This window comes from Lysobacter sp. HA18 (assembly GCF_054057595.1).
Genome location: NZ_JBSRZL010000001.1, coordinates 1,875,020 through 1,890,254, shown reverse-complemented (window position 1 = coordinate 1,890,254; position 15,235 = coordinate 1,875,020). Strand labels below are relative to the sequence as shown.

Genomic DNA, 15,235 nt, shown 5'->3' with positions numbered 1-15,235 from the left:
CTCAGCCGGCCACGCGATCAGGTTCGCCGCCGGCGACCGCTAGCAGCACGTTATGCCGAAGTCGGCTCAAGTAGAGAAAGTTGCGCACGACTCCAACCGTCAATGGGGGCGGGAACGCGACGCTGGAGCGCGTTAGGTGCCGGCGCAGGCGCGTTGCGAGGCCTGAGTCCCGATTGGACACCGACGAACCCAGCCGGACTCCACGTCAGCCAGGTCGGCCGTAGCGCTGGCGGCGCAATACACGGATGATTTGCCGCCTAACAGGGAGGTTTCATGTCAACACGGTCCTTGCTTCTCGTCGCTGCCGCCGCTCTCTCGCTGTGCGCCGCCGGGTGCCAGAACGACGCAGCGCCCGCTGGGACCGCAACGGCACCCGCTCGTGCAGAGCAAGCAAAGGCGCCGACGCCTGCCGCGGTACCCGCGCCATCGAATGACGCGCCGGCAGGGGCTGGCCAGCGAAATATCGATCGCATCATCGCGCGGGATTCCATTGGCACCACCAAGGAATTTCTCGAGCGCTCGCTGGGCCAGTCCACGTACGAAACGCCGGATTCGGCCGAGTACACCGTGGACGGTTGCGACGTGACACTGACCATCAAGAACCGAGCGGTCGAATCGATATCTGTAAGGCTTAAGCCGGCCTGTCATTTCGATGCACGTGACCTGCTCGCGACCAGCGATCCGGTCCAGATCGCGGGCGGTATGACATTCGCTCAACTCGACAAACTCTTCGCGGAGCTGCACTACGTGTCGCCATGCCTGACTCTTTGCGGCAATGCTTATGACCCGTACGTTGACGCCGTGATCGTCGGTTATCCGGCGAACGGGTACATCGATGTAAGTGGGCACGCGACATTCCTCGGCGATGTCCTCGATGCCGCGACGGTGTGGGAGGACGAGCTCGCGAAGGTCGAGGACGAGACTTACATCGAGAACACGAAGTTCAACTGCGACAAGACCCATAACGACATCCCTCGCGCAGCGTTCGCCAAAGTGGCTGTCGAGTCCCTTCAGTTCGGCCACCTCACCGACCCCGGCACCACCGCCTGCGAATAACCCAAAGGAAACGACATGCATCGGAAGCACTACCTGGTCGCCGTCGCGATCGCCTTCGTCGTCACCGCGTGCGCGAAGACCGATACGGCACCGCCCACCGCCAAGGCATCCGAACTCACCTCGCCCGCCGCTCCCGCCAAGCTCGCCAAGCTCCTGGCCGTCGATAACATCGGCCGCCGCGTCGACATCTACGAGCGCACGTCGGGTCCTCCGGTCGACGCGACCGCGACGAGCTCAACCTATGACGTCGATGGCTGCACGGTCGCGGTCGATTCGAAGGACCACGCCGTCCAGTGGATCACCCTGCAGCTCGGGCCGAAGTGCTCCGTCGATCTGGAACCGATCCTGCACGTGCATCGGGTGGTCGACGCGAAGCATCCGCTGACGTTCCTCGAGTACGAAAAGCTCATGGCATCGCCCGCCCAGTACCAGACGATGTGCCTGGGTCCGGCCTGTGGCAACGAAGGTGGCGACACGTTCGAGGCGGTCTACCCCGCTGCCCATGCGAACAATTACATCGAGGTAGCCGGGGGTGCGTATGTCGACAGCCCGGGCACCGACGAGAAAGTGGTTCAATGGAAAGACGCGATCCTGAAAACCACTCACGGGGACGATGAATACCTGTCGATGGTGTCGTGCGCTACGCAGAAGTTCGACAAGGAGGCGCGCGCCACTGTCGGCAGCGCCAAACTGGACTACATCTCGTTCGGCACGCGGGACGGCATGCAGTGCTACGACGGCGACCCAGTCGGTGAAGACGCCGGTGACAAGACCGCGGACACGGACGATGAGGATCCGGATGCGGTAGGCAGCCCTTACGCCGCGGCTGACGCGGATGCCAAGGCGAGCGCGGACACATCAGCGAAGTAAGACAGAACTGGCGAAAACCGGCTCCTTCGCATGCAGCCCAACTGTGGTGCGGCGGCGATGTCCGCTTTCGGCCAAAAGCGGACATCGCTGAGCCGCCGTTTGAATTCGCGGCCCCGACGCGTCAATGCTCGACAGCGCGCACGCCCTACGTTTTGCAGGTCGCCTCGCGTCGCTAGCACCAGAGTGTTGGCGGGCGGTATCACCCACGGATTGCACAGCAGCGGCGACATCCCTAGCCATCCTCAAATTGCGGCCGCCCACTACAGAGGTTAGAGATCGAAATCGTTCGCGATCCGTGGCCACTCAACCGCTGAAAGATGCGCATTGATTGCCCCGCCCAGGTCACGGGGAAGCTCGTCAGAGAACCACAGAAGAATGAAGCCGGACGCATAGTTTGCGGCGCCCGCCGCGTACACGCTGAAGAGACACGCTGCGACCCAGTAAGTTGGCAATCGGTGAACGCCTGGTTCGGACGTGTCGATGACCGGATGAATCATGTGCACGGGGAGCGCGTGATCGATCTTGTCCCCAACTTGCTCAAGTACTTGTCGAAGGTGTCGGTCATTAAGGGCAGGCGTCCGCCGGCCCTCAAGCAGCCCAGCGTACGTTGGGCCGCAGTGGAGTTCATCGACTTGTACTTTCCGCCCGCACGACGAGACCAGCTCGGCAATCACGATCCACCCCTGCCCTGCATTGCGCGAGGAGGATAACGCACGCGATCCATACCACCGCTGCATTGCCCATCCCGCCGCACCGGGTCAAGATCAGGCCTGCATGCTTCCCACCTTGGCAGTTGGATGACTCACTCACGCCTGGAGCTCCTTCGCTTTCGGAATTACAGCGATGCCATGGCCTACAAGGCCAGGCTCCGCACTTTCGCTGGAAACTTCCGTCTGACTGGTGATACCTCATCGCAGGGCATTACGTTCGCGACGTCAGACAGCACGGAATTTCCTTGGCAAAGCCGGGGAGCTCTGCCTCTTAGGGAGTCTGCTATTCGTCAGCTGGTTGAATGGGGATACGACGCCTATGTTGTCGAATCTCCCTTTTTCGGCGCGCCATTCGTCACCGACGTCGTGTGCTCCCTAGTCGCCAACGGGTGTCGACTTGAGGCACTATTTCGTTCAAATAGTGTCGAATTCCAGGTAACGATCAAGCAGCCTTTTCACGAGGTGCTAACCCTCAGCAAGACGTGGTCGCTCGACGTAATGCCGTGGGATCAAGAACCTATCACTGAGTCGCGTCCGTCGATACTAGATTTTGTGTTCGACGGCTGGGGCAGCTATGCCCGAATGTATGGTCGGATCGTTGAAATCGCTCGGTCCTTGTCGCTTAACCGCGGGATTGGCGGTTTGCAATGCGTGCTCGCGGCACCGGCAGGCCTCAAAGACAATGGACTTACGGGCACGACGCTTTCCACGAGTGACATAGAGCAGTTTGCTTCGGTGATGGCGTTCCTTTCGCTCCATGATTCCGATTCTCTGAATGCACCCAGAGAACTGCCGATAGAATTTGACCTGCCGTATCAAATTCAGCAGCAGCGGGAGCTTGACGCTCGGCTACGAGGAGAATTTCTAGCTGGCTACGAGCGTACGCATCGACGCGTCGACTACCGCCTTGCAATTGTGCCGGAAGCGACACGCAAGGTATGGCTTAAACACGATGCAGTAGCGCGAGCCTTCAGTGTCGACCCATCACCCGATGCCGACGGCTTTTCCATCTATGCCGACCTCATGTCTCGATCCCAGATCGAAGCGCCACCGAAGCCGCTAACCCGGGACGCTATTAAGCGGTTACAGGCAATTGGTTATCAGCTTCGGTTCGGGCGCCAGCCCTACGTCCCGTACGAATCGGGTCACGCGATTCGGTTTGTTCTGGCCGACAATTGGTCACCCATCACGTGTTCGCCTGACACAGTCTCATTCCAAGTCTATCGCGAGGATCACGGGCGTGCGGAAATCGCTTGGGTCAGCTTGACGTTGGCCGAGATCTCATCGCTGTCGGCTGATTCCGTCGGCCTCATCTGCGACATTGGCGCCGCGTATAAAACGGAAGGCACCGACCCTTCGGTGCTCGCCAGATTCATCCCGCGAGCCCTGTGGAACGATCTGGAGTGGTGTGAGGCGTAACGCCGCATCTACGCGCCAAAAAGGTCAGGCAAGTCGTGCCGACGCCGCCGCCCCAAACGACACGAGTCAGGCGCGACAAACAGGTGCGCAACCCAGGGACGCGAGGTCGGAGTCACCGCGAACGATATGTTTTATGTCGCCGCATCTACGCGCTCGACTGGACTGCACGAGTTCTGCTCGGCGCTACTGGCTTGCCCCCGTTGAGTCGACCATCCAAACGTTCAACGCTGATGGCCGAGTGCGAACAATTGCGACCTGCCCGGAACCTAATGCGAGAAGTGAGCACGCATTCGTGAGCCTCGCTCCCAGGCTTGGGCTGGTCTCTGACGATCGCGACGAAGACCCAATCCCGCAGCTCACGACACGTCGGGTTTGCGCTGGGAACGCCCGCTGCCGTCCGAACCTCGGACTGATTGCACGCGACTTAAGCTACAGCTCGCGTAAGACCCATTCGATGATGTCCGCTTCGGGTCGAAAGCAGACGCAAGTTCGTTTGTCCAAGTGCGCTGATCATCGACAAGCCGAGGTGTGACACACAGGCATCGGCGCCCAAATTTGCGCGAAACTGGCTGCGCAGGTCGCGGACCGTTGTTACGGGCGCTGCAAGCAGCTCGGTTCGTGACAGCTATCGAAATAGCTTCAAGCCAAACGGGACTTCCCTTTCCCGCTTCAGGAGTGGAGAAGCGCGGCCATCGGCCCGGCAACCGAGCAGCCGTATTCTCGCCGTAGCCGAGAAAGGTACATCGCGGCTCGGGTACGGAGAACGTCGACGTAAGCACTCAGGGGCGCCGGATCACGCGAGGTCTCGTTCATAACCTCACGGGCGGCATGGATCAGGCCGTTACAGATATCTCGAAGCCTCTGGTCCAGCTGGATCGCGCGCAGGCACCGCTGGAGGTCTTTCCTCATACCGTCGATAGACGCGATTACGGCATCGCGGTCTTCGATCGCGTGCGGCTGGAACATTACACCGCGATTGGCAACGGCTTCGACCATTTCCTGTGCCACTGCCATATTTTCGCTATGACGGCGCAAGAGCGGAAGCGGACTTCGATGAGTCCGCAGCAGCACACCGATCAAGTCTTCATGGGAACGCTTCCATTCCAGAAGGACGTCTTTCGGGTAGTCCGCGCCCTTATTTTTGTCGACGATCGTGTGGCACGAGACGCAAAGCCAGATTCCGTTATCCGCGCTCCCCGCCGCCGCCGCGGTCATGTCTTCCCAGCGAGCAGCGCCCATACCCTCACCGATGATGTGTGCGGCTTCACCGGCCTTCGAGCGAAGGTCGGGGTCCGACAATGCAGGCCCCACAGTCAACACATTGCAATCGGGGTTGTTGCAGATGTACCCGGAACGGTAGGCGAGGAGCTCTGCAGTCTTTGGTGGAAATGCCATGTGGGCCTTTGTGCTTGGCTGCTGGACGATATCTACAGCAAACTGTCGGCGCCGTGCAATCGAACGTCTTCGTTCGCTCATCGCGCAGTCTTACTTGCCGGCTTTGCGCCTTGGCCGTGATCGCCGCGGAACTACTCGCCGTTAGTGTCGTTAAGGTTAATCGACCGCAGAAATTTGACGCTTGCTGTCGGGTTCGCCAAGAGACATCGGCGGTGCGTGTCGCAAGGCCGCGCCTTGAACACCGCCGCCGCTTGGTTCCGGTCGAGGGGAAAGCCGGTAGATCGCGCGAGCGTCTGGCTCAACTTCAGTGGCAGGGGCTGCTACCAGTGCGGTTAATTCGCGCTCCAATCCCCTTAGCACGTGCTACCGAACCGAGCTCCCCGGTTCGATGTCGTTCGGAGGTCCGCTTTCGGCCAGAAGCGGACGCCCTGCCTCGCGGGGCGCCGGATTCAACGCGCCGCGCAGTGTGACTAGCCACCAACCGGCATCCTGCCGACCCGAGGCCGCCTTGGTTCCCGGCCGCCCGACCGTCCAGGGGGCGTCGCGGCTTTGCGGGCGCCGCACGGCGTCGACGAATGTTCCGTCCTTGCCACCCCGTGATCGGCGCAGCCTGCGGTCGCAGCCGCTGAGAAGACCGGCCGCCATCGTCTTCATTCACTGATCTGGGAGGCACCTCATGATTCGCGACGTCCTTGCTTTCGTCGGCCTGTGCATCATCATTGCAAAGGCCCAACAGCTCTGCGCGAAGATCGTTGCGTAGAGCGGTAAGGGACAAACGGGGGGAACACCATGCTTTGGAGAGTCATCTCCATCGCCGCGGCGCCGGGCGTGGGATCGGCGTCGCAGTTGATGGATGAAATGCGCCGATTGTGCGACGTGGGCAAAGCGACAGCAGCGGACGCGATGACGGATACGGGGGGCGCTTCCGTTGCTGGGCCGGACCGCGAGGGATCCGCATCGCACGTCGCATCCAGCGTGTCCGTGATGACGAGCGTTCGCGGTCAAGTCGTCGAGACGGTTACCGCCACCGTCGTCAGCGTTTCGGGCGCGGCGGCCGCGGCTGCGGATACGACTGCCCAGGCTGCATCGAAGGCGGCCCTGGCGACGCTTTACGCAGCGTCACGCGCCGCTGTGTCGACGCGAGAAGCCGTTGCTTCGCTCGGGCGGCAGCTGGCCAACACGGACCGCATCGCCGAGCTGCGGGCAGATGCTGACGTTCTGGCGGGCTTCCACGGCAGCCGGGAGTGGCGTGACCAGATGCGCGCCCTCTTTGCGGTCGGAATCGCCTTGGCCGCGGCCGACGGGGAAATCACTGAGTCCGAACGCCAGGACATTGAGGACTACGTGGGAGGCGCGGGCTACTCAGCGCTTCCCGTCGGTATCCGTGCGGACGTACAGGGCTGGCTCGAAGCGCCCCCGAGCATCGAAGAAGCCTTTGGCCTGGCCGCACAAGGGGGTGACAAGAGCATGGCACTCGTCGACAACGTCATGGAGGTCATCACCCGGTCCGACGACTTGGAGCATCCGGCTGAAGCGGCTTTCAGGAAGCGTTGGCAAGAGCTGCGCCAAGGCCTAGCGCCATGAGTTCCCCCAACCGATTCGCGAAGCGGAAGGCGCTCGGGCTTCCGCGCGTCATGAGCGAGACATCAGGGCAGCTCGAGCCGCGGGCAGATGTTTTTGTCACCGCAATCGACCAGATACTGGACGCCCGCGCGCGGCAGCGGTTCGAAGAGCGGATGCACGAAAGCAAGATGGTGCTGCTGCGCACCGTCGCTGTTCCATTTGGACTGGGACACCTGGTATCGGCTTACGATCGCGTAGGCGGCGACGTCAACACGATCCACAACGCTCGCAATGGCGTATACGCGACTGCGGAAAAGCAGCAGGAGTACGAGAATCGCGGTGCTTTCAAGCCCGTGGGAGCGGCGTGTCGCAAGACTGAGGAATACGAGGCCTCAAGGAATGCTGCGAAGGCTGCACAGAAGAGCGGCACCTTGGTCGACGCGTACACCGGCCGGCTGATTGCGCCTGACGACATGGTTCCCGATATTGACCATACGGTTTCCGCACACGAACTATTTCACGACGCTGCGCGGGTTCTGGCTGGCATCAAAACCCAGACGCTCGCGAACATTCCGGGGAATCTCAACCCGACCCACATGTCGATCAATCGCTCGAAAAAGGCCAAGAGCACGAAGGCATACCTTGCCGAGCTCGAGGTCGAGAAAGAGCACTCGATCTCGCGTGTCGCGGCGCTCGAGGGGAAAAGCGAGCTGTTGCACGGGGAACAAATGGAGCTGCGGGCGCGGAAGGCTAAGCTAACTGTAGACCCGGACATGATGAGTGAGCGAGAGGCCGTTGCGCGCTCGGCGACGGAGGGTAAGACTCATCTCGAGTGGTATGGCGGCAAGACGTTTGCCTATGAGGTGCTGACTGCGTCCGTATCGTCGGCCGCCAAGACAGGTGTCATGGCAGCCTTCGGCGAGTTCCTCGTTGAATTCCTTGCAGCTTGCTACGACGAAGCAAGCGACTGGTACCTCAACGGGGATGCGGGAAAGCCTATCTTCGAGGATCTTGAATGCCGTCTCGCACGCGTGGCCGACAGGGTCATGGCTCGAAAGCAGGCGGCCTGGGATGCCCTTAGAGCAGGATCTCTTGCCGGCTTCGTCGCATCCTTGATCTCGGTCATCATCAACGTTTTCAGGACCACGCAAAAACGCGTCCAGAAGATGCTTCGCGAAGGCGCGGAGGCTGTCGTTCGGACGGTCACCCTGCTCGTGCGGGGAGCCGACGGTATGTCCACGCGTGAAGCGGTCTACGCAGCGACCCACCTGGTGACGGCTTCGGGCATAGTGATGGGAGGCATCGCGCTCGAGGAAATCCTTGAGAATGCGATCAAGGTCCAACTGCCTCCGCTCGTAGTCATCGCGGAACCGACCGCCGTCGTATTGTCCGGCGTGGTGTCCGGGCTTGCGGTCGTACTCACCGCTTCGCTCTTGGACCGGTGGGATCCGTACGGGGTGGTAGAGGAAGGCGACCTGCGTCGCGCCATCGGGCAACTGTCGTCCGAGCTGGAGGATGTCTGGGGATCGGGCCGTGGCGTCGAGGCTTATTGAGCCCTTGGGAGCGCCATCCGTCGCTGCGTGGCTTGGGTCGTCCGCGGAAAAAAGCTCGCCACTTGCGCGCACGCTCGCCACTCACGCGAACCGGAAGTGCAGGTAACTGCCTTCAGGTGAGTCGATCCAGCGCATATCGGGGTGTGGGAGCACCCAGCCGTTGTCCTCGTCGTCATCGCAGTTGTTGAGAACGGCTCGTGGGCCTCGTCATCGCCCCCCCTTATGTCCGCGTTGGGTCGGAAGCGGACGTCGCCGCGACCGAACCACCGCGCCTCCAGTCACACCAAGTGGCGCTGGATGGAGCGCTACTCAGGTAGCGGAATTGCGCCCCACAGAAACCATCCCTCACCGCAGTCCTTCCAGCGCTCTGCCTTCGTGACGAGCGCAGAGCCTCGGTTTTCGGGCGCGAATGACCGATGTAGCTTGTAGAACCCGGTCGGCATCCCGGCCTCGTCAGGTTCAGGTCGGTCGGATGCGTTGCGATAACCCGACATCAGCCGTTGAAACTCAGTCTCATCGCGCGACGTCCAAGCTTGGGCGATCTCGCTGCCGCGAAAGCTCTGAATCAGGATGATCCCCCAGCGTTGCTTAGCTTCTGACCACCAAGGCCGGGGCGGCTCGCCACTGGAAAGGTTTCCGGTCAGCGAAGGACGAAAGTCTCTCATCCGCTCCAAGTCCTTGAGTGCCGACTGAGCCTGCCGATTGATGGCCCCGAAATTCTTCGCCTCGACGGCCAAGGCGGTTTCGCCATCGAAAGCCATCATGTCAATCCTTCCACCTGCGCACGTCCCCTCCGCATAGATGTCATAGGGCTTCGGCTGTGCCTGGAGATAGAACATGAGGTTGATCAGCGCATTGATCTCGGCGGGCGCTGCCTCTTTCCCGCCACTAGGCCATTCAAGGTGCTCCAGCGCCCGCCCAAGACGGGCCGCGGCTTCTGTGAGGCAGGTTTCAATAGCTTTCGGCAGTGAATCAGGCATGGCAGGCCCTCGGTACGTGCGGCCTTCTACGGTACATCCGCAAACGGCGAACTCGTAGCTGCGGCCTAACAGGAACGATTGCCCACGAGGCTTCGCGGCCACGCCGCCTGCGTCGAGCTCGATGTCCGCTATCGGCCAATAGCAGACCTTTCGAATTTAAGTTCGTAGTGCGTGCCCTGCGTTACGCCGCCTCTCTGTGCTCGTAATACGGCCGGCGCCGATCATCGAACATGTCGTAAAACGCTGACAGCGGCTGCGACTCTGGAGTAAGCCAAGCATCGATATATTGCGATTTGAGATTTACGATCGTTCGATCGTGCCCAGCCGCTGCGACTTCAGGCTCCGGCTCGTCGGTGATCGCCGCAAATGAATACAGGTCGGGTGCCTCGCCTGTCGGATCCGACCATTTCGACCACAGGCATGCGACGTACATGGGCTCGCCCGTTTTCGGTCGAAACTCCAATACCCGGTTCTGGCCGTCAGGACCTTCCACGTTCTCGTAGAAGCGTTCCACGACCATGACACCGTGGTGCCGCCCAAACTGCGCACCCCAGAAGCCCTCCAAGCTTTCGCGCCGCGCGTTGTAGGTTCCCGGATATCGCGTATCCCACGTCGCCGGCTTGCCGGCAACGCGACATTGATATCTCATTGGGCGAACGATCTTGCGCCCGTCTTCAACGATGAGCACAGGTGCGTAACCGCCTGGGAAAATGCGCTCGTCCTTGTCCGGCTTTGCCTCGGTACGTCGCAGGTCCGCGAGCTTCGCGCGGATTTGCGCGATCTTCGATGTGGCGATGCGCTGGTCTTCGAGCGCCTTTTTTGTCGTCTTGGATTTAAGCGTGCGCTCGGCATCGTTGAGGCGCTTGATCTGCTTGAAGAGTTCTTGCTCCTGCACCGCAGCTTGCTCGCTGGTCCAGTCATCGATGAGCGCCTTGATCTCACGCTCAAGATCCGATTTCGGATGATCGAAATTGCGGTCCATCCCCTTCGGGATCTTCGCCTTGCGGGTTTCCTTGCGAAAGCCGTAAAGCTGCGCGAACTCGTGAATGTCGATGACCGCGCCGAACTCGCGCACGTACGCATCAAACGCTTGCCAACATTGAGCCGAAAAGCACATCGCGGACATCTCCTTCGGATTGCCGCATCGTTTCACCGTGCGCTAGGTGAATGACCAATCGCGTCGAGGCGGCACGTCCAGCCTAGTGGAAGTCGCGACTACGCGCGTCAAGCCCGCCGATCAGCTCGCTCATGTCATAGAGCCGGCGCGCTATCAGATTGCCCACGTTGTCGACCGTTTCCCACTGACCGTCCACCGCCAGGAGCCGTGATCCCAGCAGCTCCTTGCGCTGCCGGCTTCCCAGATCCGGCCACACGATGACCTGGATAACGCCCGCCTCGTCTTCAAGCGTCAGAAACGTTGTGCCGTTAGCCGTCGACGGTCGCTGGCGCAGGCTCACGATCCCCGCCATCCGGACGCGCGCTCCACTCCGCCGCGTCCAGACCTCAGAGGACGTCAGGCAACGGCGTTGCTTGAGGCTCGGCCGCACGAGCGCGATGGGATGAATGCCCAGCGTAAGCCCGAGCGACCCGTAGTCAGCCAACAGATCCTCCCGTTGGGTTGGCTCTGGGAGAGCAACGCGGATTTCGTCCGGGCTTCGATCGAGCAGCGGCGTTTGCGCCTCGACACCAGCAACCGACCAACGTGCCTCGTTGCGGTGGCCGACCAGCGCTTTCAGCGCGCCGGCTTCGACCAGCGTAGCGCGCGCGCGTCGATCAAGGCCCGCGCGGTGACAGAGATCTTCCACGGATCGAAATGCCGCAACGTTGCGTGCGGCTTCAATGCGACCGGCGGCCGCCTCATTGAAACCCTTGATCTCGCGCAGCCCCAAGCGAATGGCCAGCGCGTCCGCGTCATTGGCGTGCTCGAGCGTGTTATCCCATCGACTGCTCACCACACACACAGGCCGAACTTCGACGCCCTTCCGCCGCGCGTCCTGTGTGAGCTGGCTCGTCGAGTAAAACCCCATCGGTTGGGAGTTGAGTAGTGCACAGGTGAACGCCGCCTGCTCATGGCATTTGAGCCAGCAACTTGCATAGGTCAGCAGTGCGAACGACGCCGCATGGCTCTCGGGAAACCCATATCCGGAGAACCCCATGATCTGCTGGAAGGTCTCCTGCGCGTACTCCAGCGTGTAGCCGCGCTCCAGCATGCCCTTGATGATCTTGGCTTCGTGCTGGTCCATGTTGCCGTGGCGCTTCCACGCCGCCATCGAGCGCCGAAGCTGGTCCGCTTCACCGGCGTTGTAGCCGGCGGCGACCATCGCAACGCGCATCACCTGTTCCTGGAACAGCGGCACGCCGAGCGTGCGCCCGTAGATCGCTTCGATGTCCTTGTTGGGGTACACCGCGAATTCCCTACCCTGCCGCCGCGCCAGGAAGGGATGCACCATCTTTCCCTGGATAGGACCTGGGCGAATGATCGCGACTTCGATGATGAGGTCGTAGAAGCACCGCGGTTTCATTCGCGGCAGCATGGACATCTGCGCGCGGCTTTCGATCTGGAACACGCCGACCGTATCGGCTTGGCAGATCATGTCGTAGGTGGCCTCGTCCTCTGCCGGGATGCTCGACATGCAGTAGTCGCGGCCCCGGTGTTCGCGGATCAGATCCAGCGCCTTGCGGATGCACGTCAACATGCCGAGCGCCAGGCAGTCGACCTTGAGCAGTCGCATGCTGTCGAGGTCGTCCTTGTCCCACTGGATGATCGTTCGATCGTCCATGGCCGCGTTCTCGACCGGGACCAGGGTCGACAGCGGTGCGTCGGAGATGACGAAGCCCCCGACGTGCTGCGACAGGTGGCGCGGTTTACCCAGAAGCTCGGCGGTCAGCGCGACCACGCGCCGCATGACGGGCGAATAGGGATCGAACCCGGCCTCGCGAAGCTTGTCGTCCATCGGATCGTCACCCGACCACCAGCCGAAGCAGTCGCTCAGCACCTGCACCTGGTCCTCGGGCAGGCCGAGCGCCTTGGCGACGTCGCGCACGGCGGACTTGCCACGATAGGTGATCACCGTCGCGGCCAGCGCGGCGCGTTCGCGACCGTAGCGTTGGTAGATGTACTGGATCACCTCCTCGCGCCGCTCGTGCTCGAAGTCGATGTCGATATCGGGTGGCTCGTTGCGCTCTTTCGAGATGAAACGCTCCATGAGCATGTTCATGCGCATGGGGTCGACTTCGGTAACCCCGAGCACGAAGCACACGGCGGAATTGGCGGCCGAGCCCCGGCCCTGACAGAGAATGTTGCGGCTGCGCGCAAAGCGGACGATGTCGTGCACCGTCAAGAAGTACGGCTCGTACTCCAGCTCTCGGATCAGCGTGAGTTCGTGCTCGATCTGCGCGCGGACCTTGTCGCTGATCCCATTGGGCCATCGCCACGCCATGCCGTCTTCGGTGAGCGCACGCAACCAACTCGCCGGCGTGTGGCCGTCGGGTACGACCTCGCTCGGGTAGCGATACCGCAGCTCATCCAGCGTGAACGTGCAGCGCTCGGCGATTCGCACGCTCTCCGCCAAGAGCGGGGCCGGAAAGATGTTCGACAGCGCTACCCGCGATCGCAGGTGACGCTCGCCGTTACGAAACAGGTGCCGCCCCGCGAGCCCGACGGTGGTGTTGTGGCGGATCGCCGTCATGACGTCCTGCAAGGCACGACGGCGGCGGACGTCCATGTGTACGTCGCCGTCAGCGACCAGAGGGACCTCCAACGTGCCTGCGACGTCCGTCAAACGTGCGAGCCGCTGGGCATCGTCCTGATCACGATGCAGCCCCACACCCATCCACAGCCGCCCGGCAAAGCGCTCGCGTAGAAACTCGCCCTCCTCCAGGTTGACCGTCGCGCCGGGCGACCAGATCGCGAGCACGCCGGGCAGTTCGCCCAGGTCCGCCCGCGTCAACCGATACATGCCTTTTTCTGCGGCACGCCGTCCACGTGTGATCAGCCCGCAGAGGGCTTCATACCCGGACTTGTTCTCGGCGAGCAGGACCAGCTTCAGGCCGTCGAGTAAGCGCACTTCGGTGCCGACGATCAGCTTGACGCCCGTTTCCTTGGCCGCTTCATGCGCCCGCACGATGCCCGCCATCGAGCACTCGTCGGTAATGGCCAAAGCGGTGTATCCGCAGGTCTGGGCGCGTGCAAACAGCTCGCGGGCCGTGGCCGCCCCGCGCTGAAATGAGAAGTCGCTCAGGCAGTGCAGCTCGGCGTAGGCCGGGAGGCTCATGCGAACCAGCCCTGGAGCATCCAGTGGTCTCGGGTCCCGACGGGCGTAAACGCCCATGCGACCTGGCCTTGGGCGGTGCGAACGACGTAGTAGTCGCGTCGTGCATCGCGGTCCCACCATCCACTTTCTAGGCGTTCGGGGCCCCGCAGGATCTCGGTAATGCGATCGCGCAGTGGAACCGGGCGGCTCAGCAACCAGACCGGGCGCGCAGAACCCGCAGGCGCCTCCGAGCGAAGCGTCGGCCGCCCTTTAGTCCATGCATGCTCCGGGCGCGGGTCGTCACACCGCGCCACTTGATAGACGGCATCGGGCCCCAGGCGCGCACGCAGGCGTTCGCGGACCTGGTCCCACGGCATCATGTGCGCGGGGCGTTCGTCGAAGAGGTCCCGTGCCTCAGGTACGAACGGCGGCAGGTGCGACGCGACGAGGCGAACGCCCACCGTCGCCTTCGGCACCTGTGCGCGTTCCAGACAGCCTTTCGCCAGCTCGAACAGGATGGCGGCGTCGCGTTCGGCACCCAGTAGACCGACCTCGATCTGCGTCGCGGGCATTCCTTCGTGCTCGAGATGAATCACGAAGTGCTGAACCCCACCGTCGCGGCCCGCGAGATACGCGGCAAGGTCCGCCGTGAGCCGTCGAATGGGGAATACCAACGCCTGGTGGTTCTCGACTTCGTAGGCCAGTTCAATGCGCACGTCGAACGTGTCGGGCGGCGTGTAGTACTCGAGCAGCTCGGGCGCATCCCCGTGCATCCGGTCCAGCGTGTCGACAAGCTCGGCGCCGAAACGTCGGCGCAGACCATCTCGAGGCAGCGTCATGACATCGCGCAGGTGCTTGACGCCCATCGTGTAGAGCCGCAGCGCGGTGTCGCCCGGCAAGCACGCACGGCGTACGGGAACGCGGGCGAGCGTGGAGCGCAACTGGTCGAACGCCAGCACGCCGATGTCGTCCTGAACTCCTGCGAGCACACGTGCGCCCAGAGGCGTTGGTGCGAGCGCAATCCGATGGCGAAATCCAAGTGCAGTCAGCTCTTCGCGCAAGCGCGCCTGGAAGACACGCCACTCGCCCATGATCGAGAAGCTGCGCCCCACCTCGAGAACGACCGACCGGTCCCAGCCCGCATAGACCTGGGACGAAAACCGGTACGCCCACGCCGCGAGAAAGCGCTGCCAGCGCGCGTCTTCCTCGGGGTCATGCACGTGGGTCGCGAAACGCGGACAGATCGCCTGCGCCGCGACCAAGCGTTGCCCCGGGCGGAGACCCTCTTCGAAAGCCGCGTGGTTTACCGAAACGATTTCGCGTCGCTGCGCGTTACCGCCGATCAATGCGAACGGCTGCTCCGGCGTCGGGTGTCGACGCAGGACGCAATCGATTCCCAGATGCGGAAGATAGATGCAGGCCCAGAGCACGGCAGG

10 protein-coding genes are annotated in these 15,235 nt (G+C 62.3%); 5 read left to right on the top strand and 5 right to left on the bottom strand.

Annotated features, from left to right (window positions below):
- The first annotated feature begins 288 nt into the window (after positions 1 to 288).
- The 3 genes from ACVWWW_RS09395 (at position 289) to ACVWWW_RS09385 (ending at position 4,055) form a co-directional block, all read left to right on the top strand.
- A complete protein-coding gene (locus ACVWWW_RS09395) occupies positions 289 to 1,056 on the top strand; it encodes a hypothetical protein (protein WP_036142022.1) in 768 nt (255 codons plus the stop codon).
- A gap of 15 nt (positions 1,057 to 1,071) precedes the next feature.
- Positions 1,072 to 1,926, top strand: coding sequence for a hypothetical protein (locus ACVWWW_RS09390; protein WP_027083183.1), 855 nt, complete (start codon positions 1,072 to 1,074; stop codon positions 1,924 to 1,926).
- An 848-nt stretch (positions 1,927 to 2,774) separates the two neighbouring features.
- Positions 2,775 to 4,055 (top strand): hypothetical protein, encoded by a 1,281-nt coding sequence (locus ACVWWW_RS09385; RefSeq protein WP_155914313.1) that lies wholly within the window; start codon positions 2,775 to 2,777, stop codon positions 4,053 to 4,055.
- Between the two features lie 669 nt (positions 4,056 to 4,724).
- Here ACVWWW_RS09385 and ACVWWW_RS09380 read toward each other — a convergent pair.
- Positions 4,725 to 5,450, bottom strand: coding sequence for an HNH endonuclease (locus tag ACVWWW_RS09380; RefSeq protein WP_027083180.1), 726 nt, complete (start codon positions 5,448 to 5,450; stop codon positions 4,725 to 4,727).
- A gap of 789 nt (positions 5,451 to 6,239) precedes the next feature.
- Here ACVWWW_RS09380 and ACVWWW_RS09375 point away from each other — a divergent pair.
- Both ACVWWW_RS09375 and ACVWWW_RS09370 read left to right on the top strand, forming a co-directional pair.
- A complete protein-coding gene (locus ACVWWW_RS09375) occupies positions 6,240 to 7,034 on the top strand; it encodes a hypothetical protein (protein WP_027083179.1) in 795 nt (264 codons plus the stop codon).
- Positions 7,031 to 8,566, top strand: coding sequence for a hypothetical protein (locus ACVWWW_RS09370; protein ID WP_155914309.1), 1,536 nt, complete (start codon positions 7,031 to 7,033; stop codon positions 8,564 to 8,566). The genes ACVWWW_RS09375 and ACVWWW_RS09370 overlap by 4 nt, the downstream gene beginning before the upstream one ends.
- Before the next feature lie 305 nt (positions 8,567 to 8,871).
- Here the strand turns inward: ACVWWW_RS09370 and ACVWWW_RS09365 are convergent, their stop codons facing one another.
- The 4 genes from ACVWWW_RS09365 to ACVWWW_RS09350 all read right to left on the bottom strand — a co-directional run bounded on the left by ACVWWW_RS09365 (position 8,872) and on the right by ACVWWW_RS09350 (position 15,229).
- Positions 8,872 to 9,546 carry a hypothetical protein gene (locus ACVWWW_RS09365; protein ID WP_027083177.1) on the bottom strand — a complete coding sequence of 225 codons (675 nt, stop codon included), beginning with the start codon at positions 9,544 to 9,546 and terminating at the stop codon, positions 8,872 to 8,874.
- 181 nt (positions 9,547 to 9,727) lie between these two features.
- Complete coding sequence (locus ACVWWW_RS09360; protein ID WP_027083176.1) at positions 9,728 to 10,663, bottom strand: SOS response-associated peptidase family protein; 936 nt, start codon at positions 10,661 to 10,663, stop codon at positions 9,728 to 9,730.
- 82 nt (positions 10,664 to 10,745) lie between these two features.
- Positions 10,746 to 13,820 carry an error-prone DNA polymerase gene (locus ACVWWW_RS09355; protein ID WP_027083175.1) on the bottom strand — a complete coding sequence of 1,025 codons (3,075 nt, stop codon included), beginning with the start codon at positions 13,818 to 13,820 and terminating at the stop codon, positions 10,746 to 10,748.
- On the bottom strand, positions 13,817 to 15,229 hold the full coding sequence (locus ACVWWW_RS09350) for a Y-family DNA polymerase (RefSeq protein ID WP_027083174.1): 1,413 nt from the start codon (positions 15,227 to 15,229) through the stop codon (positions 13,817 to 13,819). The genes ACVWWW_RS09355 and ACVWWW_RS09350 overlap by 4 nt, the downstream gene beginning before the upstream one ends.
- Positions 15,230 to 15,235: the final 6 nt, after the last annotated feature.